Raw genomic sequence first — 25206 nt, 5'->3', positions numbered from 1 at the left:
GTTCCTCCTCAGACATCATCCGTAGCTCTGCCCGCGCATCAGCTGGAGGTGCCGACGACCTGCCATGTCTGGATCGCCGTCAGTCCCTGAGCTCCGTTGTCGGTCGCAGCGGGCAACGTCACCGCGAAGCAGTAGTTCACCGTCGTCCCGCCGTTCGCCGAGACCGCCTGGGTTCCGGTGCCGCCGACCGACATCAGCGAGTTGTCGGGAACGACCGCGGTGCCGGCCGTATAGGTCGTGCCGTTGCACGTCGTCCCGGCGATCGCCCGCACGCCGTAACGCAGGTAGGTGCCGAGACCGGTTCCCGCCGTCGAGGTCACGCTCAGCTGCAGCGTGCCCGCGACGGATGGGTTCGCGGTGCGCACGCTGAACAGCGAGTACACGGTGTTTCCCGGAGCCATGGCCGAGAACGGTGCGCTGAACGACAGCGCTGCCGGAGTGCCGACGGGGTGGCTCGAGAACGTCGTGCCGTCGGTCGCACCCACGATGTCGAACCGCCCCGCGGTGAATGTCGCGTTGCCGTGCTCGGAATCGTTCCAGGCGGCGAGGGTCATGGTCGCGCCGACGCCGAACACCAGGCCGCCCGCGAGAACGGCTCGAATCCGACGGGAGAGCAGCCGCTTCGCCTCCCGCACGCCTCTGCGGGTGACAGCCATGATCAGTCCGCAGTCGAGGTGGCCGTGAACTCCCATGTCGCGGTCGCGGTCGCACCCTGCGTGAGACCGGCACCGGCTGTCACCGCGAAGCACAGCTGAACGGGCGTTCCCGCGGTCCCTGCCGGGGTGCCCTCGGTCAGCGGAACCGAGGTGGCTCCGGTCTGAGCGCTGAGTGTCGTTCCCGATGCGACGACCGTCCCTGCGGCGGTGGCATCACACGCATCACCCGCGTCGATCGCTGTGACCGTGTACGAGAGGTTCGCCTCGTTTCCGCCCGTTCCCGCGGTGATCCCCGACGGGACGAGCGTGGCGCTGTTCGTTGTGGTGCTGTCGAGCCGCACCCAGAACGGCGCGTAGACGACGTCGCCCGGCGACATCGACGATGCGACAGCCGGCAGCTCGAAGACGAGCGCTGCGGCCGTCTGCCCCAGGTCGACGTTGTGGTTGGCATATCCGGTCGTGGCACTCGTCGTCGAGCCCTCGAGGTTGAACGAGCCTGCGGTGAACGTGCCGGTCGCGAACTCCGAATCGTTCCAGGCCGCGAGCGTCACCCCGATCCCTACGCCGAGCACCAGCCCACCGGCCAGAACTGCCAGAACTTTGCGTTGCGTATCCTTCTCAGCCATGGCATTCCCCCTCAGGAATTCATGAACCGCAGATGCCTGGGGATGGCCGCCCTTCTGCGGCCCGCATCCGAGTGTTCATATCGTTCCCGTCAGCTTTGTCCAAGGAATGTCTTATTTCAAGGGGTCTGTGATCACGATCAGGCGTCCACATCGGTATTTCATGACTGAATGTCTGTGACGATCGAGAACCGATCGGCTGGTTGTCGTGCCCGAACTCACCCTCGACGGGTCCTGCCGTCAGCGCGACAGCACCCGCCGCGCCTCGTCCGCGACCTCGGCGGCGATGGTGTCGAGCAGCCGAGACCGCAGATTCCACTGCTGCCAGTAGAGGCTGACGCGCAGCGGTGGTCCCCCGAGCCGCACCAGCTCTTGATCGCCCTGCAGCAGTGGCACCATTCCCCAGCCGAGCCCCAGCCGGACGGCGAGCGCGTAATCATGCGACGCCGGCACGTAGTGCCTGGGGACCCCGTGCTGCGCGACGCCCATGGCGCTCAGCCACTCATGCTGCAGCGTGTCGCGTCGATCGAAGTCGACGAAGGGCGCGGCGGCGAGAGCCTCGGCCGTGACGCCGTCGCCGAACCAGCGCCGGGCGAACGCGGGCGCGGCCATCGCGTGGTACTCCAGCACGCCGAGCGACGAGACGGAGCATCCGGCCACGGGTTCCGCCTCACTGGTGACCGCCCCCATGACGGTGCCCGACTCGAGCAGACGGGCCGTGAAGTTCTGGTCGTCGCGATGCAGGTCGAAATCGAGCTCGTGCGTCGCAGAGAGTCTCGCCAGCGGGCTGAGGAACCACGTCGCCATCGAGTCCGCATTGACGGCGAGAGGGATGCGGGTGCGCGGCGCGTTCACGTCGTCGAGGCCGAGCGCGGTGAGGGCGTCGTGTTCGAGCAGGGCGATCTGCCGCGCCAGTCGAACGACCGACTCACCGGCCTCTGTGAGGCGCGCCGGCTTGGCGCGCACCACGAGCACGCGTCCGAGCTGCTCTTCGAGGCTCTTCAGCCGCTGGCTCACCGCAGAGGGGGTCACCCCCAGTGCTCGGGATGCCGCGTCGAAGGTTCCTTCGTCAGCGACCGCGGCAAGGGTGGCGGCGAGTTCGGGGTCGATCTTCACATTAGTGATGCTAATGGTAGACAAGGAATACGAACTGGTGTTGATGTCGACTCGGACCTAGCGTGGGATCATGCTCCCCGTGTTCTCCGGCCTCGGCCTCGGCCTGTCCCTGATCGTCGCCATCGGCGCTCAGAACGTCTTCGTCCTTCGTCAGGGCATTCGCCGTGAGCACGTGCTGCCCGTCGTCATCATCTGCGCCGTCTCGGACGCCCTGCTGATCGCCGCGGGCGTCGCCGGACTCGGATTCGTCATCTCAGCGGCTCCCTGGCTCATCGTCGTCGCTCGCTGGGCGGGTGCCCTGTTCCTGCTGGTCTATGGGATCCTCGCGGCTCGTCGAGCGTGGCGGGGCGGCGAGCAGCTGCGGGTCGACCCGGCAGACGGTGAAAGAGCGACTGGYCGATCGAGCGGCCCTGCCACGGCGACCGCGACTCGCACTGCGCTCGCTCCGGTGGTCGCGACGGCGCTGGCGCTGACCTGGCTGAATCCCCATGTCTATCTCGACACCGTGCTGATGCTCGGATCGATCGCGGCCACCCACGGCGAGGATCGCTGGCTGTTCGCGGCCGGAGCGATCATGGCCAGCATCCTGTGGTTCACCGCGCTGGGGTTCGGCGCCCGCTACCTCGGTCGCTGGCTCCGCACCGAACGCTCATGGCGCATCCTCGACGCCCTCATCGCGATCGTCATGATCACGTTGGCTGTCAGCCTGGTGCTGCCGGTGCTCGGCGCCTGAGACGCCTCGAGGCCATCCACCCCGGCGTCTCGGCACGGCCTGCGGTCACTCGCCGTCGAGGGGCCTCATGATGCGGGTGAGGAATCTCTTCGTGCGCTCGTGCTGCGGGGCGCCGAAGATGTCGCCCGGGGCGCCCTCTTCGACGACGACGCCCGCGTCCATGAACAGGACATGGTCAGCCGCCTCGCGCGCGAAGCTCAGCTCGTGTGTGACGACCACCATGCTCCAGCCCTCATCGGCGAGCTCTTTGATCACCAGCAGCACCTCCCCCACGAGTTCGGGATCGAGCGCGCTGGTCGGCTCGTCGAAGAGCAGGAGGTCGGGGCGCAGCGCGAGAGCGCGAACGATGCCGACACGCTGCTGCTGCCCACCGGAGAGCTCGTGCGGGCGGGCGTCCGCCTTGTCGGCGAGCCCGACCCTGGCGAGGAGCACCTGTGCTTCTGCGACGACCTCGGCCTTGGGGCGGCCCTGCACGCGCCACGGCCCCTCGATCACGTTCTCGAGCACCGAGAGGTGCGGGAAGAGGTTGTGGTGCTGGAAGACCATCGCCGAACGATCACGCAGCGCGAGTCGCTTCTGTGCCCGCGTGCGCTTCGACACCGGCGCCTCAGGGGCGAAGTCGATATCGGGCCCGCCTGCGACGACGATCGTGCCTGCATCGGGCGTCTCGAGGCCGTTGAGTGCGCGCAGGACGGTCGTCTTGCCCGACCCGCTCGGTCCGATCAGCACGACGACCTCGCCGCGGTGCAGCGTCAGATCGATGCCGCGGAGCACCTCGTTGTCGCCGAAGCGTTTGTGCAGGCCGCGCACCGTGAGAAGAGCGTCTGCGGTGGACGTGTGGGGCGTGCGTGCAGCATCAGCGAGCGACATTGCGATCCAGTCTCCTCTCGAGTGCGCTCTGACCGAACGACAGCACGAGGCACAGCACCCAGTAGACCAGGGCGGCCGCGAGATACAGCACCATGAACTCCAGAGTCGCCGATGCGATCTGCTGCGCGACCTTGAAGAGCTCGGTCACAAGGATCAGCGAGGCGAGCGAGGTGTCCTTGACGAGCGAGATGAACGTGTTCGACAGGGGCGGCACCGAGACCCGTGCGGCCTGGGGAAGGATGACGCGGGTGAGCGTGCGCGTGCGATTCATGCCGACCGTGTACGCCGCCTCCCACTGCCCCTTCGGGACGGACAGGATGGCGGCGCGCACGACCTCTGCCCCGTAGCCGCCGACGTTGAGCGACAGCGCGATGATCGCACTGGGCCACGGGTCGATCTTGAGTCCGATCGACCCGAGCCCGTAGAAGATCACGAACAACTGGACGATCATCGGCGTGCCTCGGATCACCGAGATGTAGAACCTGGCGATCCCCGACAGCAGCGGATTGACCGAGATCCTCATCAGGGCGACGCCGATCGCGAGCACGAGCCCCAGCGCGAACGACACGAGCGCGAGCGGCACCGTTACCGTCACTCCCGCCAGGGCTATCGGCCCGAGTGAATCGAAGAACAGCTGCCAGGGATTCTCCATCGGCTACTGCGTCACGTCTTCGCCGAAGTACTTGTCGCTGATCTCGGCCAGGGTGCCGTCTGCCCGCAGCTCTTCGAGCGCGCCGTCGACGGCCTCGACGAGGTCGGTCTTGTCCTTGGTGAACACGAACGCCTGCTCGCCCGCCTCCTCGGTCTCGGCGGCGATCTTCAGACCGGACGGGCTGTTGGTGATCTCGTAGTCGAGGAAGGTCAGCTTGTCGTTGACGGTGGCGTCGACACGGCCCTGGCGGAGCAGCTCGACGGCCTGCGCCCAGCCCTCGACGCCCTCGACCGTGGCACCGGACTCGGTGGCCAGCTCATACCAGTTGCTGGTGAGGGACTGCGCGGTGGTCTTGCCTTCGAGGTCGTCGAACGAGGAGATCGAGTCGTCGTCCTCGGCGACCACGATGACGCCGGGCGAGACGGTGTACGGAGTGCTGAACAGGTACTTCTCCTGCCGCTCCTCGTTGATGCTGACCTGGTTCGCGATGAGGTCGAAGCGCCCGGCGTCGAGGCCCGCGAAGATCGCGTCCCACTGGGTCTCCTGGAACTCGATCTCGAGGTCGAGCTTGTCGGCGACAGCCTGGATGATCTCGACGTCGAAGCCGGTGAGGTCACCCGTGCCGCCGTCGCCGTGGAAGCTGAACGGACGGTAGGTCCCTTCGGTGGCGACCGTGAGCACGCCGTCGTTGACGAGACCGAAGTCCGAGCCGGCCTCGCTCGAGCTGCTCTCAGCGGGGGTCGTGCTTCCGCTGCAGGCGGTGAGTGCTGCTGCGGTGACGACCAGTGCGGTGACGGCGATGAGGCGACGGGACATGTGACCCTCCTGGGGTGCGATGAGGCGCGATTGCTGTGGCGCGGAACTCATTCACAGTACGCGGCATCCGACCCGCATCCCAACATCCGATGACGCTCGATGTCGTTCTGGATGCAGAAAGGCCCCCGCAGAATGCGGGGGCCTTTCCGGAATCACACTCAGATGGCGTTGACGTCCAGCGGGATGCCGGGGCCGAACGTGGTCGACACCGCACCCTTCTGGATGTAACGGCCCTTCGAGCTCGACGGCTTGAGGCGGACGATCTCCTCGAGCGCTGCGCCGATGTTCTCGTCGAGCTGCTCAGCCGAGAACGACGACTTGCCCACGACGAAGTGCACGTTGGCGTGCTTGTCGACGCGGAACTCGATCTTTCCGCCCTTGATCTCCTCGACGGCCTTGGCCGTGTTGGGGGTCACCGTGCCGGTCTTCGGGTTCGGCATGAGTCCACGCGGACCCAGGACCTTTCCGAGACGACCGACCTGGCCCATGAGCTCCGGGGTCGAGACGGCCGCGTCGAACGCGGTCCAGCCTGCGGCGACCTTCTCGATGAGCTCGGCGCCGCCGACCTCATCTGCACCTGCGGCGATCGCTGCCTCGGCCGCGGGGCCGGTGGCGAAGACGATGACGCGGGCGGTCTTGCCGGTGCCGTGGGGCAGGATGACGGTGCCGCGCACCATCTGGTCTGCCTTGCGGGGGTCGACTGCGAGCTTGAGCGCGACCTCGACGGTCGAGTCGAACTTCGACGAGCCGGTCTCCTTCGCGAGGGCGACTGCCTCGCTGGGAGTGTAGAAACGGTCTGCCTCGATCTTCTCGGCGGCAGCCTTGTAAGCCTTGGACTTCGTAGCCATGATTATTCTCCTCAGCCCTCGACCGTGATGCCCATGGAACGGGCGGTGCCGGCGATGATCTTCGAGGCAGCCTCGATGTCGTTAGCGTTCAGGTCGGCCTGCTTGGTCTCGGCGATCTGACGGACCTGGTCCTTGGTGATCTTCGCGACCTTGACCGTGTGAGGCGTCGACGAGCCCTTGGCCACACCGGCGGCCTTCTTGATGAGCTCCGCGGCCGGCGGGGTCTTCAGGATGAACGTGAAGCTGCGGTCCTCGTAGACGGTGATCTCGACGGGGATGACGTTGCCGCGCTGCGACTCCGTCGCGGCGTTGTACGCCTTGCAGAACTCCATGATGTTGACGCCATGCTGACCGAGCGCGGGGCCGATCGGCGGCGCCGGGTTGGCTGCACCGGCGTTGATCTGAAGCTTGATCAGGCCGGTCACCTTCTTCTTCGGTGCCATATCCTCTTCCTTTCATCGAACGGATGCGGGTGCATCCGCTCTCCCGCGAACCCGGCATCTCCGGGCTGCGGTCGTCCGCGCGCACGCCGAAGCGGCACGCAAACCACACAAGTCTACCTGATCCGGAGGCATGCCTCCTACGCAGGAACGGCCGCCCCGGAATGGGACGGCCGTTCTCTGAGGCGTATGTCAGATCATCTTCGTGACCTGGTCGAACGACAGCTCGACCGGGGTCTCGCGCTCGAAGAGCGACACGAGCACGGTGAGCTTGCCGCTCTCGGGCTTGATCTCGCTGATCGAACCGGGAAGACCCGCGAACGAGCCCTCCTTGATCGTGATGGTCTCGCCGACCTCGAAGTCGACCTCGGCGGGAAGCGGACGAGCGACCGCGAGGCCGCCCTTCGACGCGATGTTCTTGGCCGTTGGGACGTCCTTGACCTCGACGAGCGACTTCAGCATGTTGAAGGCCTCTTCGAAGCGCAGCGGGGTCGGGTTGTGGGCGTTGCCCACGAAGCCGGTGACGCCGGGAGTGTGTCGCACGACCGACCAGGTGTCTTCCGTGAGCTCCATGCGCACGAGCACGTAGCCCGGGATGCGCACGCGGGTGACCATCTTGCGCTGGCCGTTCTTGATCTCGACCACGTCCTCCATCGGGACCTCGATCTGGTAGATCTCGTCCTCGACCTCGAGCGTCGACTTGCGCTGCTCGATGTTGGCCTTGACCTTGCGCTCGAATCCGGCGTACGAGTGGATGACGTACCACTTACCCGGGAGCATCCGGAGGTCCATGCGGAAGGCCTCGTACGGGTCTTCCTCGGCGTCGGCGTCGGCGGCGTCGGCGCCTTCCTCAGCCTCGACGGCTGCGGCCACGGGATCGTCGTCGTCGGCGTCGACCACGGGGCGGTCGTCCTCGCCGTTCACGTCGGGGCCGTCGTACGGGGTGACCTCGTCGGCCGCCTCCGCTGCCTGCTCGGCGGTCTCTTCCGCCACAGAGTCGTTGAGGACCTCGGCGGCGGCCTCAGACTCAGCCGCTTCGTCCAGGTTGAGAGCGTCGTTCACGATAGCGTCCGCCTCCGGGTCGTTGATGTCGATGTCGGTGTCGTCGTCCTGCGCGTCGACGTCGTCGTCTCCGTCGACGTCCTCGATGTGGAGGGCGACATGTTCGGCCGAGGTGACCGACTGCTCCTCCGCAGCGAGCACGTTGCCCTCCTGGGCCTCGTCCTCTTCGCTGGACTGCTCGGCAGCCGTCGCCCAGTCGGCGTCGTCGGAATATCGTTCAGACACGTTGTTTCTTTCCAATCACTGCGGCCAGGGCCGCGAGGGCGTCAGGCGCCCGGGACCCCGAAGACGATGTGCGTCACCCAGGCGAACAGGGTGTCCAGTCCGTAGACGATGCCCATGACGATGAGAACGAAGACGAGCACCACTGCGGTGAACTTGACCAGCTCTTTGCGGGTCGGCGTGACGACCTTGCGCAGCTCTGCGATGACCTGACGGAAGAACAGGGCGATCCCTGCGAAGAAGCCCGCGATGCCACGCTTCTTCTCGCGGGTGGCGCCGGCCGCGACGACCTCGCCGCGCGGTTCGTCCTGATCCATCCTGAATGTACCTTTCGTGTGTCAGCGTGTGCTGACGCGCAGGGCGGACAGGAATCGAACCTGCAACCTGCGGTTTTGGAGACCGCTGCTCTGCCAATTGAGCTACCGCCCTAGAGACCGGGAGGTCTCGGGGTGTCGTCTCCATCCTGCCACCGCTGTCGGACCGGAAGGACCGGGCACGGCGAAAGAATGCAGACAACAACTGCTGGTCAAGCATACGGCATCCGCCGGTCGGTGCCGAACCGGGCCCGCTCTCGTCGTTGTTGTTAGGCTCGGCGAGCGGACGAAACGGGAGGGGGCGCAGTGAGCGCTGACGTGCAGCAGTTCCAGGTGGACCTGCGCGGTGTCGTCGACCTCCTGAGCCGCCACATCTACTCGAGCCCGCGCGTGTATCTGCGCGAGCTGCTGCAGAACGCCCGCGACGCCATCACGGCACGACGCGAGGTCGACGGCGGGGGCGGGAGCATCCGCATCACCGCGCTGACGGACGACTCCGGCGAGTTCGTGCTGCGAGACGACGGAGTGGGCCTGAACGCCGCCGAGGTGGGCGATCTGCTCGCCACGGTCGGACGCAGCTCGAAGCGCGACATCTTCGATCTCCCTCGCAGCGACTATCTGGGTCAGTTCGGCATCGGCCTGCTCAGCTGCTTCATGGTCGCCGATTCGATCGTGATCCGCTCGCGCAGCGCACGGGGCGGTTCGGCCGTCGAGTGGACGGGCAGCGCCGACGGCACCTTCCGCGTCGTGGAGATCGACGACGACCTGCCCGTCGGCACGAGCGTGCACCTCAAGCCCCGATTCGACGCCGACGAGCTGCTGCGCCCCGCAGCCGTGCGCGAACTGGCCACCGCCTTCGCCGAGTTCCTGCCCGTGCGGGTGACGCTCGAGTCCTCGAACGGCGCCATCGACATCACGAGACGCGCGCCCTTCCTCGACGCCGTCGACGACATCGACAGCGCAGTGCAGTACGGACGCGACCTGCTGGGTGCCACTCCGCTCGACGCGATCGAGCTCAGCGAACCCGCCACGGGCACTCGAGGGCTCGCCTTCGTGCTCCCCTACGCTCCCCCACCGGGTGCCCGTCAGGCGACTCGCATGTACCTCGGCAGGATGCTGCTCGGCGAGCGGGTCGACGACGTGCTGCCCGAATGGGCCTTCTTCGTGCGGGCGGTCGTCGATTCAACCGGCCTCGCCCCGACGGCGAGCCGCGAGTCGCTCGTCGACGACGCGGCGCTCGAGCGCGTCCGCGAGCAGCTGGGCGCCGGCATCCGCCGCTGGGTGCTCGAGCTGGGGCTGCGCGAGCCGCACAGACTGGCCCAGTTCGTGGCGATCCACGAGGTCGGTCTGAAGTCTCTCGTGCGCCACGACGACGAGCTGGCGACGTTCATCACCCGTTGGCTCACCCTCGAGACGACGCACGGCACGATGCGCATCGGCGATCTCGTCGAGCGGTACCCGCACGTGCGCTACGCGCAGACGGTCGACGAGTTCCGCCAGGTGGCCGGCATCTCGCCCGGCTCCGAGGTCCTGGTCAACGGCGGCTACCTGTACGACGCAGACCTCGTGCGGATGCTGCCGGACCTCTACCCCCATGTCACGATCGAGCTCGTCGACGTCGCGGGTGAGCTCGACCGCCTCGACCCGCCGCCCCTCGACGACCGCGATGCCGCGATGGCGCTGGAGGAACGAGCGGGCCGCGTGCTGACGGCATCCGGATGCTCCGTCACGGTGCGCTCGATCGACCAGCCGGAGCTCGCAGCGCTCTACGTCGCCGATCCGGAGGTGCTGCGCCGGATCGACCGCGGTCGCACGAAGGGCATCACCGGATCGCTGTGGGGCGGCGTGCTCGACCGCATCGACTCGACAGTCTCGGCCTCCCGCGACGACGATCTGAGCGCGCGCCTCTGCCTGAACTGGTCGAACCGCGTCGTGCGGGCGCTCGTGCGCGTGCAGGACGACGCGGTGTTCGCCCGCACCGTGCAGCTGCTCTACATCCAGGCTCTGCTGGCCGGTCACCATCCGCTCTCCGACGCCGATCGTGCACTCATGACGACGGCGCTCTCCGACCTCGTGTCGCTGTCGGCCGGCATCGAAGAGGACTCGATCCCCTTCGGCGACGCCGTCTGACCGCAGCTCTGCCATCCACTCCGTCCGAAGGATCCCCATGACACGTCCGAAGAAGCGCTTCACGCAGCTCATCGAGGAGATCGACCGCACTCCGTGGGGCCCGGCGGAGCAGGCGCTGGTGGCGGATGCCGTCGCACTCGCCGTCGAGCTCGGCGACGAGCGGCTCGAGTACGAGGCACGGATGCGGCAGACCGCGTCGGCGAACATGAACGGCGCGACCGACGTGATGCTGAACTCCTTCGCGTGGTGCCTCGCCAGGCACGACGCCGACCCGCAGCGGTTCCCCGCCGATCTCGAGTACGGCGGCGCCGATCTGATGTGGCAGTTCAAGTGGATGGCCTCGTCCCTGCGTTCGTCTCCCGCCTTCTCCGTCGAGCAGATCGCGGCGGTGCTCGACGACATGGAGACGCACTACCGCACAGCCGGGCTCGGCATGAGCGGGGTGCTCACGGCCCGATTCGAGGACGCCTGGGACGCCGGGCGCATCGACGACGCCGAAGCGCTGCGCGTGCAGCTGGAAGCCACGCCCCGCGATGACCACAGCCACTGCGACGCGTGCGGGCGCAGCCAGTTCGCCGGGTTCTTCGCAGAGACCGATCGAGACGCCGAGGCCATCCGGCTCGTCGAGGAGATGCTCGAGGGCGGATTCTCATGCGGCGAAGAGCCGGAGCATGCGCTGTCGCGCGTGCTCGTGCCCTACCTGCGCGCTGGGCGCCTCGACGAGGCGAAGAGCGCGCATCTGCGCAGCTACCGTCTGGCGAAGGACAACCCCGACAACCTGCGCATCGTCGCGAACAACATCGTGTTCTCCGCCCTCACCGGCAACGAGGCCAGGGCGCTCGCCCAGGTCGAGCGCCATATCGCGTGGCTCGCGCACGACGGCCTCAACGTCGACGCGCACTTCGCGGCGCTGGCCGCATTCGCCTTCGCCCTCGACCGCGTCACCGCAGCAGGCCACGGCGACGCCCCGGTGCGCGGTGCCGACTCCCCCTCGCTCATCGCGTTCTTCGGCGAGCACGATGGGGCGTGGGGCGCAGCCGAACTCGCCGCCGCCGCATGGGGCGCTGCCGAGCGCATCGGCTCCCAGTTCGATCGCCGCGACGGCACCGAGGGCCACGCACGCAGCCTCGCCCGCATGCGCGCTCTCGCAGACGAGCACTACGACGTGCCGATCAGGTCTGACGCGTTCGCCACCACCCCGGACTCGGCCACGCCCGGCGATCCGGACGCCTGGTTCGACCGGGTCATGGATCTCGCCCAGTTCGGGGCGGAGCACGAGACGCTGCAGGCTCTGCCGCATGCCCTGGCGGTCGAGGACCCCTCGAAGGTCGCTCAGCTCATGTCGATGCGCCTCGGCATCCTCATCGCGCTCGATCGCGCCGACGAGGCCGCCGACCTGTTGCCGGCACGGATCGATGCCTTGCGCGCCGCCGGCCTCGATGCACAGGCCGATCTCGAGCAGCGCGTGGGTCTGGCGACCTTCGGACTGAACACCGCCGATGCCGCAGCGGCGCTCGAGGACGAGCTCGCGAACGCCGAGTCCCTCCCGGCCTGGTCGCGGGGAGATGTCGCGATCAGCCGGGCCTCGCTGCACATGCAGGCCGACGAACCGGATGCGGCGCTCGACATGGCGGAGATCGCCGCCCGGGCGTTCGCCGACGCGGACGATGTGCGCCTCTCGAACACGACGACTCTCGTGGCCATCGCGGCGGTGCTGCAGAAGGGCGACATCGAGGCGGCATCCGCTCTGCTCGATCGCTTCCTGGCCCAGGACGATCTCAGCGTCGGTCACCGCGCCCAGGCCCTGCAGACGCGTGCCAGGGTGCGCGGAGGCAGCGAAGACTACGCGCGAGGCGCGGCGGATGCCGATGAGGCGTCCCGGCTGCTCGCCGGGCTCGGCGCGACCACGGCGCTGGCAACGGCGCACCTGCTCGCCGGGGCGCTCTGGGAGGACGCCGGCGACCCCGAGAAGGCGGTCGCCCGCTACCGCGTCACCTCGCGTCTCGTCGCCCAGGAGGGCGGCGACCAGGCAGGGGCGGACTTCCGCCTCGCGCGGGCGATGCTCGCCGCGGGTGACGCCGAGGTGGCCGCCGAGCTGTTCGGTCAGGTGCTCGAGCGTGAGGAGCAGGCCGAGGTGCCTGCCGCTTCTCGGGCGATGACCGCATCGCTCCTCGCCCGCTCCCTGGGTTCGGCCGGCGAGTTCGGTCAGGCGGTCGGCGCGTTCGGGTATGCGGCCGATCTCTTCGGTGAGGCGGAGGAACACGCCGATCAGGCCATGGCGTTGACCGAACGTGCGAAGATCCTCGCCCGATTCGACGAGCACGACGACGCGATCGAGTCGCTCGAAACGGCATCCGAGATCGTGCGCAAGGCCCCTGAGGCGGTCGGCGCCCTCGCCGACGTGCTGCACAACCTCGGGCAGGCCTACGGCGCGAAGCAGGACGACCGCGCCTTCGCCCTGTTCGACGAGGTCGCAGCGCTGGCTCAGGAGCACGAGGCGGGGTGGCTGCTCGCCGACGTGACCGATTCGCGAGGTCGGGTGCTCGCTCAGTTCGGACGGATCGACGAGGCTGTTGCCGCTGCTCTCACGGCAGCCGACGGATTCGCGGCGATCGGGGATGCGGGTTCGGCGGGCGGCTCCGAGCTGTTCGCCGCGCGCCTGCTGGCCGGCGACGACCGCGCGACTGACGCCGTGCCGGTCTACCGCAGCGCGCTCGAGCACGCGGTGGAGCATGCGCCGCTGCGTCAGGTGTCGGCGCTCGAGCTCGGCAACGTGCTCGAGTCGCTCGGTCGCCAGGTCGAGGCAGCCGAGGTGCGCGCGCTCATCGAGAGCTAGGCGCGGGTTCGGAGCCTTCGCTTCGCCACGGTTTCGACACCGTGGCAGCACCTCACCGCGAGCTGCCCGCTCGTCGGGAGGAGATCTTCCCCTCGGGAGGAGGAATCGGGCCGATTCCTCCTCCCCAAGAGGCGTTGTCCTCCCGAGCGCCCGAGGCTCAGAGGAACTGACGCCAGTTCGCGCGCGCGAGGTCGAGCAGTTCGTCTCCCTTGCCCGACATGACCGTGCGGATCGCGTACAGCGCGAAGCCCTTGACCTGCGCGGCCTCGATCGCCGGCGGCATCGACAGCTCCTGCCGCTCGGTGACGACATCGAGCAGCGCGGGGCCGTCGTGTGCGAGCACCTCGCGGACGGCATCCGGCAGATCCTCGCTGTTCTCGACGCGGCGGGCGAAGATTCCCATGGCCTCGGCGATCGCCGCGAAGCTCGGGTTGTCGAGCGCAGTGCCGTAGTTCACGAAACCGGCGGCCTTCATCTCGAGCTCGACGAAGTTCAACGACGAGTTGTTCACCACGATCGTCTTCACGGGGAGCTTGTTCTGCGTGAGCGTGAGCAGTTCGCCCAGCATCATCGCGAGTCCGCCGTCGCCGGCGAGTGCGATGACCTGTCGATCGGGATGCGAGACCTGCGCGCCGATGCCGTGCAGCAGGGCATTGGCCATCGATCCGTGCGTGAACGAGCCGATCAGCCGTCGATTCTCGGTCATCGACAGGTAGCGGGCGGCCCAGACGGTCGGCGAGCCCACATCTGCAGTGAACACCGCGTCATCTGCCGCCTGCTCATCGAGCAGTCGCGCGAGGTATTGCGGGTGGATCGGCCGACCGGCCTTCGTCGGTGTCGCGAGGTCGTCGAGCTTCGCCCTGGTCTTGCGATAGTGCGCGGTCGAGTCATCGAGGTGATCGCGGTCGCTCTTCTCCGCCAGCCTCGGCAGCAGTGCCTCAGCGGTGGCGCGGACATCACCGACCAGACCGAGATCGAGCGGATGCCGCTTGCCGAGCTGTGAGCCGCGGATGTCGACCTGGATGGTCGTCGCGTGCTCGGGATAGAACTGCTCGTACGGGAAGTCGCTGCCCAGCACGAGCAGCGTGTCAGCCGCCTCCATCGCCCGATAGCCGGAGGCGAAGCCGAGAAGGCCCGTCATTCCGACGTCGAACGGGTTGTCGTACTCGATGAACTCCTTGCCTCGGAGCGCATGCACGATCGGCGCGCCGAGCCGATCGGCGAGTGCGATGACCTCGTCGTGGGCGCCCTCGACACCGGCTCCGGCGAGGATCGTGGTCTTCTTCGAGGCATTGAGCAGTGTCGCCGCCCTGGCGAGTTCGTCGCCGCTCGGCACGATCACGGGGTGGGATCGCTCGATGACCACGGCTCGGTCGTCGGCGATCTCGGCCAGGGCGACGTCGCCGGGGATCACGAGCACCGCGACTCCGCGCTGCTCGATCGCCGCGCGCATCGCGATCTCGAGAAGGCGCGGCATCTGCTTGGGGTCTGCGACGTACTCGACGTAGACGCTGCACTCGCGGAAGAGCTCCTGCGGGTGGGTCTCCTGGAAGTACCCCGTGCCGATCTCGGTCGTGGGGATGTGCGCCGCGATCGCGAGCACGGGGACTCGTGAGCGGTTGGCGTCGTAGAGGCCGTTGATCAGGTGCAGGTTGCCCGGTCCGCACGAGCCGGCGACGACGGCGAGGTCGCCCGTGAGCGCCGCATCCGCCGCCGCCGCGAAGGCCGCCGACTCCTCGTGCCGCACGTGCACCCAGCGGATGCCACCGTCCTTTCGGAGGGCGTCGGTGAAGCCGTTGAGGGAATCACCCGGAAGGCCGTAGACACGGTCGATCCCGTTGGCGCGGAGGGTCTTGACGATGTTCGCTGCGACGGTTGCCATGCTTCCAACCTACGCCCGGGTGCGCATGCGGGCTCCGGCATCCGTCGAACCCCGGGCGCGTCAGGCACCGGCCACCGTGCGCACGAAGGGACGGATGCCGAAGCATCCGCCCCTCCTGTCGTGCGCGTCGCTCAGCCGATGCGGATGAGCTTCTTGTTGACGAACTCGTCGGCCGCGAGGTGGCCGAGCTCGCGCGAGGTGCCGCTGCGCTTGATGCCGCCGAACGGCAGCTCCGGGCTGTCGGCCAGCACGAGGTTGACGTAGACCATGCCCGCCTCGATGTTGTCGGCGACGCGCTCGGCCTGTTCGGCGTCGGTGGTGAAGACGTAAGACCCGAGACCGAAGGTCGTGTCGTTCGCGAGAGCGACGGCGGCGTCCTCGTCGGCGACCCGGTAGACGACCGCGGCGGGGCCGAAGAGCTCCTCGCGGTAGACGTTCATCTCGGGCGTCACATCGGCCAGCACGGTCGGCGCGAAGAACGCTCCGTCGCGAGTTCCGCCGGTCAGCAGCGTCGCGCCCTGCTCGACGGCCTGGTCGATCTGCTTCTGCAGGTTCTCGGCCGCCGTCTCAGATGAGACGGGCCCGAGCACGGTGTCGTCGAGTGTCGGGTCCGAGGGCTGCACGGCCGCCATCGCGGCGGTGAACTTCTCGACGAACTCGTCGTACAGGCCGTCGACGATGATGAAGCGCTTGGCGCCGTTGCACGCCTGTCCGTTGTTGTCGAGACGCGCGTCGACGCCGGCCTGCACCGTGGCGTCGAGGTCGTCGGTCGACAGCACGATGAAGGGGTCTGAGCCGCCCAGCTCGAGCGCGACCTTCTTGAGGTTGCGCCCGGCGATCTCGGCGACCGCGGCGCCTGCGCGCTCCGAGCCCGTGAGCGAGACGCCCTGCACGCGCGGGTCGGCGATCATGTCGGCGATCTGCTCGTTCGTCGCGAGCACGTTCTGGTAGGCGCCCTTCGGGAATCCGGCGTCGTGGTAGATCGCCTCGATCGCGGTCGACGACTCGGGGCACTGCGGCGCGGGCTTCAGCAGGATCGTGTTGCCGACGATCAGGTTCGGCGCCGCGAAGCGGACGATCTGGTACGCCGGGAAGTTCCACGGCATGATCCCGACGAGCGGTCCGAGCGACGACTTGCGGACGATCGCCGAGCCCTCTCCGAGGATGGCGATCGGCTGGTCGGCCATGATCGCCTCGGCCTGGTCTGCGTAGTACTCGGCGATGTCGGCGGCGAAGTCGACCTCTCCGAGTGCCGCCTCGCGCGGCTTGCCCATCTCGCGCACGAACACGTCGGCGAGCTGCTCGCGACGCTCGCGGTGCAGCTCGGCTGCCCGACGGAGCAGCGCTGCGCGCTCAGCCACGGTCGAGGAACGCGACCAGTCGCGGTGCGCGGCGTCGGCGGCCGCGACCGCCTCCTCGATCTGCGCATCCGTGAACGTGTCGAAGGACGCCAGCGTCTCTCCGGTGGCGGGGTTGATGACGGCGTAATCGGTCATGTTCTTCTTCCTCTCGTTCGGTTCCCGGTCGTCGAGCGCGGAGCGGAGCTCCGCCCGCCCGACGACCGGAAGGATCAGGAGATCGGGATCAGGGTGTACTTGGTCGACAGGTACTCGTGGATGCCCTCGAGACCGCCCTCGCGGCCGACGCCCGACTGCTTGACGCCGCCGAAGGGGGCAGCTGCATTCGACACGACACCGACGTTCAGACCCATCATGCCGGTCTCGAGCTTGTCGATCATCCGCTGCCCGCGCTGCAGGTTCTCGGTGAACACGTACGAGACGAGCCCGTACTCGGTGTCGTTCGCGAGGCGCACGGCGTCGTCCTCCGTCTCGAAGGTCGCGATCGCGAGCACCGGGCCGAAGATCTCCTCCCGAAGGATCGCGGAACCTGCGACCACGTCGGTGAGCACGGTCGGCTCGTAGAAGGTGCCGGTGCCCTCGAGCGCCTTGCCTCCGGCGAGCAGCGTTGCTCCGCGCTCGACGGCGTCATCGACGAGCTCGCCGGCCTTCGCGACGGCGTCTTCGTCGATGAGCGGTCCGATGGCCACGCCCTCTTCCGTGCCGCGGCCGATCTTCATCGCCTTCACGCGCTCGGTGACCTTGCGGGCGAACTCGTCGGCGACGTCCTGGTGCACGATGAAGCGGTTGGCGGCGGTGCAGGCCTGGCCGATGTTGCGGAACTTCGCGGCAAGCGCGCCGTCGACCGCCTTGTCGAGGTCGGCATCGTCGAAGACGACGAACGGGGCGTTGCCGCCGAGCTCCATCGACACGCGCAGCACGCCCTCGGCGGCCTGGGCGATGAGCTTGCGGCCCACCTCGGTCGAACCCGTGAACGACAGCTTGCGCAGACGCGGGTCGGCGATGATCGGGGCCGACAGCGCCGACGACTTCGACGTCTGCACCACGTTGACGACACCGGCGGGAAGGCCCGCCTTCTCGAGCAGCGAGGTGAAGAACATCGTCGTCAGCGGCGTGAGTGCCGGTGGCTTGATGACCACGGTGCAGCCGGCTGCGAGGGCAGGGGCGATCTTGCGCGTCGCCATCGCGAAGGGGAAGTTCCACGGCGTCACGAAGAACGAGGGGCCCACAGGACGCTGCGAGACGACCATGTGGCCGGTGCCCTCGGGATTGATGCCGTAGCGGCCGCTGATGCGCACCGCCTCCTCGCTGAACCACCGAAGGAACTCGCCGCCGTAGCCGACCTCTCCTCGTGCCTCGGCGAGCGGCTTGCCCATCTCGAGCGTCATCAGCAGCGCGAGGTCCTCCTTGTGCTCCTGCACGAGGTCGAACGCACGGCGCAGGATCTCGCTGCGGGTGCGCGGTGCGGTCGCCGCCCACGAATCCTGCGCAGCGACGGCCGCATCCAGCGCACGGATGCCGTCGCCGGGGGTCGCATCCGCGATCGTGCGGATCACCGCTCCGGTCGCCGGGTCGATCACGTCGAACGTGCCGCCGGTCTCGCCGTCGATCCACTCTCCCCCGATGAAGAGGCCGGTGGGGATGCTGTCGAGCAGCGCCTGCTCAGTCTGAGTGCTCATGGAATCTCTTTCTGTGGGGAGGAAGGAATGCGGATGCCGCGGATGCGTTCAGCGTCTGCGGATGCTCGCGGGAGCATCCATGCTGAGCGTCTCGCCGCGGAAGAACGCCGGGCGCTTGATCGACTGCCAGATCATGATGACGATGCCGATCGCGATGATGCCGACGCCGAGGACGAACACGAGCCCGACCCCGCCGATGCTCGAACCGCTGCCGTACGCGGGGTCCATCGAGTCGATGAGCGTCGTCACGAACAGCACGGCGAGGATCGCGCCGCCGACGAGCGGGAACAGGAACGTGAAGAAGAAGCTCCTGGCAGAGTCGAACCACTGCTTGCGGAAGTACCAGACGCACGCGAACGCGGTGAGGCCGTAGTAGAAGCAGATCATCATGCCGAGCGACAGGATCGTGTCGGTGAGCACGTTCTCGCTCACCAGTCGCATCACGGCGTAGAAGACCGAGGCGACGACGGCCGAGACGATCGTCGAATAGCCGGGCGTGAAGAAGCGCGGGCTGACCCGTGCGAACTTCTTCGGCAGGGCGCCGTAGTGCCCCATCGCCAGCAGCGTGCGGGCGGGCCCGACCGCGGTCGACTGCAGCGACGCCGCCGAGCTCGACAGCACCGCGAGCGAGACGAGGAACGCGAGCGGGCCCAGGATCGGGTCGGACAGCGCGAAGAACACGTTCGCCGAGATGTCCTCGTTCGCGAGCCCGTAGTCGCCCGTGCCGACACCGGCGAACATGATGAGACCGATCGCGAGCAGCAGGTAGAGGCTGACCACGACGACGACGGTGACCATCGCCGCACGACCGGGAGTCTTCTCAGGGTCCTTCGTCTCCTCGTTCATGGTGAGGACGACGTCCCAGCCCCAGAAGATGAAGATCGACAGGGAGAGGCCGGCGGCGAAGGCGCTGAACGACGGCACCTCGAACGGGTTGAACCACGACCAGGAGAACGCCGTGGGCTCGGGGGCATCGCCGGAGACGGCCTTGACGATCGCGACGGTGGCGAAGATCACGAGCACCAGCACCTGGAAGCCGACGAGGATGTACTGGAACTTCTGCGTCGTCTGCATGTCGCGGTACGACACGAGCGTCGCGCCCAGCATGAAGAGCAGGCACACGACGACGTTGATGATCGGGTTGAAGGCCAGGTCGGCGATCTCGGGGTTGCCGCTGAGCTGTGCGATCAGCAGGAAGAGGAACTCGACGGCGATGCCGGCGAGGTTCGACAGCACGATCACGGTGGCGGCGATCAGGCCCCACCCCGTCATCCAGCCGATCCACGGGCCGAAGGCTCGCACTCCCCAGGTGAACGAGGTGCCCGAGTCCGGCATCATGCGGTTGAGCTCGCGATAGCCGAACGCGGTCAGGAGCATCGGGATGAAGCCGACGAGGATGATCGCCGGAACCTGCGTGCCGACGACCGCGACGGTCGGGCCGAGCGACGCGGTGAGAGTGTATGCCGGGGCGATCGTGGAGACGCCGATCACGACGGCTCCGAGGACTCCGACGGCCCCCGCGCGCAGGCCCTTCTGCGAGATGCCGGTCGTCACACCGGATGCGGGCTCCGTCGCCCGGTTCGAGCTGGTCATCAGCGGACTCCTGCTTCGGCGCGCGTGCGCGGGACGACGATCATGGGCACGGGCAGTTCGTGCAGCATCTTCGCTGCGGTCGAGCCCAGGAACAGGCGGCGCGGCTGCGCCAGGCGGCTGGAACCGACGAGGACGACCTCGCCGGGCAGCCACGACAGATGAGCGACGGCGTCCTCGACCGTGTCGCCGGGGGCTTCTTCGACCTCGGCCTTGAGCTCTTCGGGCAGCAGACCCTTGGCGATCTCGAGAACTTCGTTCGCGTGCTCGTCGCCGACCACGCGGATCGCCCCGGTGTCGAGACCGGGGGGCACGTCGAACGGCACGAGGGAGACCAGACGCAGACCGACGCGCGACTCGGTCGCGATCGCAGCGGCCTCGTCGAGGAGATTGTCTGCGCCGGCGCGGTTGCCGACCGCCGCCGTCACCCGCGGGAGCACGTGGTCGTCCTGCTCCGCCGTGCCGGCCGGGGCGAGCGCGACGGGGATGGTCGACGAGTGCAGCAGCTCAGAGGCGACGCTGCCGAGACGGTGGCGTCCGAAGATGCTGCCGCCGGCGGTGCCGATGACGATCAGCCGCGCATCGAACTCCTCGCCGGCGGCGATGAGCCCTTCCGCGAACGACTCGGCGAAGCGCACGTGACCCGTGCGGGTGAGCTCCTGCGGCAGTCGGACGACGGCATCCTCGAGCCACTCCTTCGCCTGCCGTCGGATGTGCTCTTCGTATGCCCGCTCAGGCGGAACGGCCGCGTTGCGGGTGCCCTCAGAGGGAAGAACGATCACCAGGTGCAGAACCGCACCGAGGCTGCGCGCGAGCCGTGCGCCGAGCGCTGCGGCATCGGCTCCCGCATCCGTCGCCGTGTAGCCGACGACGATCGCGCCGGTCATCCGTCGACCTCGGCGGTGTCGCCCGCGGCACGCGTGGCTTCGACGATGGTCGATGCGACGAGGTGCCCCATGCGGATCGCGCCGTCGACGTGCTGGTATCCGGCGCCCGCCATGTCGCTGCAGGCGAAGTGGATGGGTCCGACGGCCGAACGCAGGTCGGCGCCGTAGCGGTGCAGTCCGCCCATGTCGAAGCTCGCCGCGTACGCGCCGCGGGTCCATTCCTCCGTGCCCCAGTCGCTCTCGTAGTACACGACCGGGTACTTCGCCTCGTCGCCGTAGTAGTGCGAAAGGGACTCGAGGATCCGCTCTCTGCGCTCCTCTGCCGACAGCGTGAACAGGTCGTCGGCGTTCTGGTCGCTCACGAAGCCGACCAGGGTGCCCCGCTCGTCACCGTGGTTGGTGTTGTCGTACGCCTCGTGCGCGAGCTCGTAGGGGCTGAACGCGGTGCCGCTGAGGCCCTGTTCGCGCCAGAACGGGCGGTCGTAGACGGCGTGCACCTTGATCACGAAGCCCATCGAGATGTGCTGGTGCATCTGGTGCTGGCGACGGGGCAGCGGCGGCACGAAGGCGATGCGGCTGTAGAGGATCGGGGCGTGCGCGAGGATCGCGAAGCGCGCGCGCACCGTGGTGTCATCGGTCGTCGCGGTCACACCGTCGGCACTCCATTCGAGCGACCGCACCGGCTGGTTCAGCAGCACGTCGTCCCCGAGGCGCTCGGCGAGCAGCAGCGGCACCTTCTGCAGGCCGCCGACGACGCGCTTGTCGAGGATGAAGTCGGCGTCGACGAGGTTCGAGTACGAACCGGCGGAGGCCGCCATCAGCAGCGACTGCAGCAGCGAGAACGAGTGCGTGGGCTTCGTGAGCATCGCGGATCCGGTGGCGAATGCCAGGTTGCGCACTGCCTCGTCGTCGTCGGTCTGCGCGCGCAGCCACGCATCCCACGTGACCGAGTCCCACTCTTTCGCCTTCGCGTGCTCCCAGGGGCGGTCGGGGTCGATCTCGGCGACCATGGCGTCGAGACGCTCGGTGATCTCGGCGATGACGGCCTCGGTCTCGGCGGACACCGGGAACATCTCGCCCGTGAAGCGGTGCGTCTGTCCGTCGGGGCCGACGTACACGCTGTCGCCCTCGCGATAGCGGCTGTAGGTCTCGAGCCCCAGCTCCTCGATCGTGTCCTTCAGGGCATCCTGATCGGGCGAGACCCACTGGCCGCCGATCTCGAGCATGGCGCCGTCGATGACGTCGGTCCACAGACGGCCGCCGACGCGGTCACGCGCCTCGAGGACGGCGACCGACAGGCCTGCCTTGCGCAGGTCGTTCGCGGCCGTGAGCCCTGCGGCTCCGGCTCCGACGATCAGCACGTCACGAGTGATCTCAGCCATCTGCTTCTCCTTCATCGGAAATGTGTGTGCCGGCCGCGACTCGAAATCCCCCGATCCTCGTCGCGGCCGGACGTGTGGTGGCGGTCACGACTGAGCGCGACCTCTGGTCTGTCAGGCCGCGTTCGCGGCGAGTGCGGCCGCGACGACGTCGAGGCCCTCGTTGAGCAGGTCGTCGCCGATCGACAGCGGCGGCAGGAAGCGGATGACGTTGCCGTACGTGCCGCAGGTGAGGACGATGACCCCCTGGGCGACGCACGCCTTCGCGACAGCAGCGGTCAGAGCGGCGTCAGGCGCCTTGGTCTCGGGGTCGACGAACTCGGCCGCGATCATCGCGCCATGACCGCGGATGTCACCGATGCGGGCATCCTTCTCCTGCATGGAGCCGAGACGCTGCACGAGGATCTCGCCGATCTCACGGGCGCGCTCGATCACGCCGTCGTTCTCGAAGACGTCGATCGCGGCGAGCGCTGCGGCGCAGGCGATCGGGTTGCCGCCGTAGGTGCCGCCGAGGCCGCCCGCGTGCGAGGCGTCCATGATCTCGGAGCGCCCGGTGACGGCGGCGAGCGGCAGACCGCCCGCGATGCCCTTCGCGGTCGTGATGAGGTCGGGCTCGATGCCGAAGATCTCGCTCGCGAACATGTGGCCGGTGCGGGCGAAGCCGGTCTGCACCTCGTCGGCGATGAAGACGACGCCGTTGGCGCGGCACCAGTCGGCGACCGCCGGCAGGAATCCGTCGGCCGGCACGATGAAGCCGCCCTCGCCCTGGATGGGCTCGATGATCACGGCGGCGAGGTTGTCTGCGCCGATCTGCTTCTCGAGCTGCAGGATGACGCGGGCCGCAGCCTCGCCGCCCTCGAGCCCGTCGCGGAACGGGTACGACATCGGTGCGCGGTAGACCTCAGGGGCGAACGGGCCGAAGCCGCTCTTGTAGGGCATCGACTTGGCGGTCAGCGCCATCGTCAGGTTGGTGCGGCCGTGGTAGCCGTGGTCGAAGGCGACGACCGCCTGGCGACCGGTGTGCTTGCGAGCGATCTTGATCGCGTTCTCGACAGCCTCGGCACCCGAGTTGAACAGGGCGGTCTTCTTGGCGAAGTCACCGGGGGTGAGACGGTTCAGCGCCTCGGCCACCTCGATGTACGACTCGTACGGCGAGATCATGAAGCAGGTGTGCGTGAACTGCGCGGCCTGGGCGGCCACCGCTGCGGCGATCTTGGGGTGGGCATTGCCGACGGTCGTCACGGCGATGCCCGAGCCGAGGTCGATCAGCGAGTTGCCGTCGGCGTCGACGACCACTCCCCCGCCGGCCGCGACGGCGGCGACGGGAACGGTGTGCCCGACGCCTGCGGCGACGGCATCCGCCTTGCGGGCGAGGATCTCGGCCGATCGGGGGCCGGGGAGTTCGGTCACGAGGCGACGTTCCTGGGGGAGGTCGGGTCCGCCGAGGGGGACTGCAACAGCTGCGGTGTCGAGGAGAGCCATGTTCGTGAGCGTACGACCGGATCCGCCGTGGGCGCATTCGCCCGGCTGTACAATCTCGAAGAGATCATCGCCCGACCGTATAACGCGCTGACCGCGGAGACGAGAGAGGAGCGTCGCATGGATGACACCGAGCAGCCCACCCTGCGCGCCCTTTTCCGACGTCGTGACCTCGGACTCGGCCTGATCTCGGCCGAAGAAGACCTTCCGGCCGGCGCCCTCGATCGTCCACTGCGCTGGGTGCACAGCTCCGACCTGGCCGACCCGACGCCGTTCCTCGCCGAGGATCTCGCTCTGCTGACCACAGGCACCCAGTTCGACGCCGGCACCGACGTCGATGTCTACGTGGGGCGGCTCGCGGATCGCGGGGTGCTCGGCCTCGGATTCGGCACGGACGTGCACCGCGCAGGGATCCCCGAGGAGCTGATCCTCGAGTGTGAACGCCGCGGGATCCCCCTCTTCGAGGTGCCCTATCGCACGCCGTTCATCGCGGTCGCCCGCGCACACTCCGAGGCCATCGCCGCTCAGGCATATGCCCGCAGATCATGGGCGCTCGACACCCAGCGCGCGCTCGCACTGGCGGCTCTCCGCCCGCGGGGACTCGACGCGACCGTCGCCGAACTCGGCCGTCGCCTCGGCGTCTGGGTCGGCATGTACGACGCGGCCGGTGCTCTGCAGCTGTCGCACCCCCGGTCAGCCGTGTCTGCGGGCCGCCTGACCGAGCTCGGCGAACGCGCCACCGAGATCCTCACCCGCGGACTCGAAGCAGGGCAGTCGCTGACGATCGACGATGAGACGTTCACGCTCTTCACGGTCGGCCGCGGCGGACACCTGCGGGGAGTGATCGCGCTGGCCGTCGATGCGCTCGACGCCGAGGCGCGCACGGTCGTGACCTCGGTGATCGCGATGGCCGGGCTCGCCCTCGAGCAGAGCGACCAGCTCGCCCGCAGCAAGCGTCGGCTGAACTCGCAGCTGCTGAGCTCTCTGCTCGATGACGACCCGTCCCTTGCACGGAAGGTGCTCGGCGGCATGCCGTCGGCGCCCGTCGTGGTGGCGATCGCCGCGGACGCTCCGACCGGACCGTTCGCCGACTGGTGGGACCGCCGCCGCGCCGAGCACGGCACCGCCAGTTTCCTCGCCGAGTCGCCGGAGGGCGTCGTGCTCTGCGTGTCGATGGCCGACGACGCACTGCTCGACGAGGTCGCCGCACGTTTCGGCATCCGCGTCGGCGCATCGGGCTCGGAGTCGTACGACGCGTTCTCGCGTGCCCACGCTCAGGCGCTCGCGGCCCTGCGCCAGCAGTCCGGCACAGGGGTCTTCCACTTCGCCGATGCGGCGGGATCCAGCATCCTCAGCGCGCTCGCGACCGACGAGGCCCGCCTGGTCGCGGAGTCGCGCCTGGCTCCCCTGCGCGACCACGATGCGCGATCCGGCGGCGACCTGGAACGCTCTCTGCGAACCTGGCTCGAGCACGATGCGAAGGCCGATCCGGCGGCCGCTGCTCTCGGGGTGCACCGTCACACGTTGCGGTCGCGGATCACGCAGGCCGGCGCCCTGCTCGGCAGCGATCTGTCGTCGTTCCCCGCCCGCGCAGAGCTGTGGGCGCTGCTGCAGACGGCTCGGGACTGACGCCT

The 25206-nt window shown here is 68.4% G+C and carries 21 protein-coding genes and 1 tRNA gene; 4 read left to right on the top strand and 18 right to left on the bottom strand.

All coding sequences use genetic code 11. The features are described 5' to 3' along the window. Nucleotides 1–38: 38 nt before the first annotated feature. The 3 genes from AC04ME_RS08815 to AC04ME_RS08805 all read right to left on the bottom strand — a co-directional run bounded on the left by AC04ME_RS08815 (nt 39) and on the right by AC04ME_RS08805 (nt 2395). On the bottom strand, nt 39–656 hold the full coding sequence (locus AC04ME_RS08815; RefSeq protein ID WP_079113358.1) for a SipW-dependent-type signal peptide-containing protein: 618 nt from the start codon (nt 654–656) through the stop codon (nt 39–41). 2 nt (nt 657–658) lie between these two features. Then, nucleotides 659–1282 (bottom strand): SipW-dependent-type signal peptide-containing protein, encoded by a 624-nt coding sequence (locus AC04ME_RS08810; RefSeq protein WP_079113359.1) that lies wholly within the window; start codon nt 1280–1282, stop codon nt 659–661. A 237-nt stretch (nt 1283–1519) separates the two neighbouring features. Next, complete coding sequence (locus AC04ME_RS08805) at nt 1520–2395, bottom strand: LysR family transcriptional regulator ArgP (protein WP_475434596.1); 876 nt, start codon at nt 2393–2395, stop codon at nt 1520–1522. Between the two features lie 70 nt (nt 2396–2465). On the opposite strand from AC04ME_RS08805, the gene AC04ME_RS08800 reads away from it, so the two are divergent. Beyond that, a complete protein-coding gene (locus AC04ME_RS08800) occupies nt 2466–3128 on the top strand; it encodes a LysE/ArgO family amino acid transporter (RefSeq protein ID WP_079113361.1) in 663 nt (220 codons plus the stop codon). A 45-nt stretch (nt 3129–3173) separates the two neighbouring features. On the opposite strand, the gene AC04ME_RS08795 is transcribed toward AC04ME_RS08800, so the two are convergent. The 8 genes from AC04ME_RS08795 to AC04ME_RS08760 all read right to left on the bottom strand — a co-directional run bounded on the left by AC04ME_RS08795 (nt 3174) and on the right by AC04ME_RS08760 (nt 8467). Further along, a complete protein-coding gene (locus tag AC04ME_RS08795; RefSeq protein ID WP_475434594.1) occupies nt 3174–3998 on the bottom strand; it encodes an amino acid ABC transporter ATP-binding protein in 825 nt (274 codons plus the stop codon). Further along, a complete protein-coding gene (locus tag AC04ME_RS08790; protein ID WP_042539555.1) occupies nt 3985–4650 on the bottom strand; it encodes an amino acid ABC transporter permease in 666 nt (221 codons plus the stop codon). The genes AC04ME_RS08795 and AC04ME_RS08790 overlap by 14 nt, the downstream gene beginning before the upstream one ends. A gap of 3 nt (nt 4651–4653) precedes the next feature. After that, on the bottom strand, nt 4654–5466 hold the full coding sequence (locus AC04ME_RS08785; RefSeq protein WP_475434592.1) for a transporter substrate-binding domain-containing protein: 813 nt from the start codon (nt 5464–5466) through the stop codon (nt 4654–4656). Nucleotides 5467–5624: 158 nt separating this feature from the next. After that, the gene (rplA, locus tag AC04ME_RS08780; RefSeq protein WP_042539551.1) at nt 5625–6314 is read right to left on the bottom strand and encodes a 50S ribosomal protein L1; all 690 of its coding nucleotides are present in this window, start codon (nt 6312–6314) and stop codon (nt 5625–5627) included. A gap of 11 nt (nt 6315–6325) precedes the next feature. Further along, a complete protein-coding gene (rplK, locus tag AC04ME_RS08775) occupies nt 6326–6757 on the bottom strand; it encodes a 50S ribosomal protein L11 (RefSeq protein WP_042539549.1) in 432 nt (143 codons plus the stop codon). Nucleotides 6758–6946: 189 nt separating this feature from the next. Further along, the gene (gene nusG, locus AC04ME_RS08770) at nt 6947–8041 is read right to left on the bottom strand and encodes a transcription termination/antitermination protein NusG (protein WP_475434590.1); all 1095 of its coding nucleotides are present in this window, start codon (nt 8039–8041) and stop codon (nt 6947–6949) included. 41 nt (nt 8042–8082) lie between these two features. Next, nucleotides 8083–8355 carry a preprotein translocase subunit SecE gene (gene secE / locus AC04ME_RS08765; RefSeq protein WP_042539545.1) on the bottom strand — a complete coding sequence of 91 codons (273 nt, stop codon included), beginning with the start codon at nt 8353–8355 and terminating at the stop codon, nt 8083–8085. A 39-nt stretch (nt 8356–8394) separates the two neighbouring features. Then, a tRNA-Trp gene (locus AC04ME_RS08760) sits at nt 8395–8467 on the bottom strand. Between the two features lie 191 nt (nt 8468–8658). Here AC04ME_RS08760 and AC04ME_RS08755 point away from each other — a divergent pair. Beyond that, nucleotides 8659–10482, top strand: coding sequence for an HSP90 family protein (locus AC04ME_RS08755; RefSeq protein ID WP_475434588.1), 1824 nt, complete (start codon nt 8659–8661; stop codon nt 10480–10482). Nucleotides 10483–10519: 37 nt separating this feature from the next. Next, on the top strand, nt 10520–13318 hold the full coding sequence (locus AC04ME_RS08750) for a tetratricopeptide repeat protein (protein ID WP_475434586.1): 2799 nt from the start codon (nt 10520–10522) through the stop codon (nt 13316–13318). A gap of 157 nt (nt 13319–13475) precedes the next feature. Here AC04ME_RS08750 and poxB read toward each other — a convergent pair whose 3' ends face one another. The 7 genes from poxB to gabT all read right to left on the bottom strand — a co-directional run bounded on the left by poxB (nt 13476) and on the right by gabT (nt 23575). After that, complete coding sequence (poxB, locus tag AC04ME_RS08745) at nt 13476–15200, bottom strand: ubiquinone-dependent pyruvate dehydrogenase (RefSeq protein WP_042539539.1); 1725 nt, start codon at nt 15198–15200, stop codon at nt 13476–13478. A gap of 131 nt (nt 15201–15331) precedes the next feature. After that, on the bottom strand, nt 15332–16696 hold the full coding sequence (locus AC04ME_RS08740; RefSeq protein ID WP_475434584.1) for an NAD-dependent succinate-semialdehyde dehydrogenase: 1365 nt from the start codon (nt 16694–16696) through the stop codon (nt 15332–15334). 74 nt (nt 16697–16770) lie between these two features. Continuing rightward, nucleotides 16771–18237: an NAD-dependent succinate-semialdehyde dehydrogenase gene (locus AC04ME_RS08735; RefSeq protein WP_056373784.1), complete on the bottom strand. Its 1467-nt coding sequence runs from the start codon at nt 18235–18237 to the stop codon at nt 16771–16773. 48 nt (nt 18238–18285) lie between these two features. After that, nucleotides 18286–19830 (bottom strand): APC family permease, encoded by a 1545-nt coding sequence (locus tag AC04ME_RS08730; RefSeq protein ID WP_475434583.1) that lies wholly within the window; start codon nt 19828–19830, stop codon nt 18286–18288. Next, nucleotides 19830–20714 carry a universal stress protein gene (locus tag AC04ME_RS08725; protein WP_056373788.1) on the bottom strand — a complete coding sequence of 295 codons (885 nt, stop codon included), beginning with the start codon at nt 20712–20714 and terminating at the stop codon, nt 19830–19832. Before AC04ME_RS08725 ends, AC04ME_RS08730 begins: the two co-directional genes overlap by 1 nt. Then, complete coding sequence (locus tag AC04ME_RS08720; protein WP_475434581.1) at nt 20711–22096, bottom strand: flavin monoamine oxidase family protein; 1386 nt, start codon at nt 22094–22096, stop codon at nt 20711–20713. Before AC04ME_RS08720 ends, AC04ME_RS08725 begins: the two co-directional genes overlap by 4 nt. Before the next feature lie 111 nt (nt 22097–22207). Further along, nucleotides 22208–23575 carry a 4-aminobutyrate--2-oxoglutarate transaminase gene (gene gabT, locus AC04ME_RS08715; RefSeq protein ID WP_042539530.1) on the bottom strand — a complete coding sequence of 456 codons (1368 nt, stop codon included), beginning with the start codon at nt 23573–23575 and terminating at the stop codon, nt 22208–22210. A gap of 117 nt (nt 23576–23692) precedes the next feature. Here gabT and AC04ME_RS08710 point away from each other — a divergent pair, with 117 nt between their 5' ends. Beyond that, a complete protein-coding gene (locus tag AC04ME_RS08710) occupies nt 23693–25201 on the top strand; it encodes a PucR family transcriptional regulator (protein ID WP_475434579.1) in 1509 nt (502 codons plus the stop codon). Nucleotides 25202–25206 lie beyond the last annotated feature (5 nt).

This window comes from Microbacterium sp. LjRoot205 (genome assembly GCF_056175745.1).
This window is presented reverse-complemented; position numbering and strand designations above follow the sequence as displayed.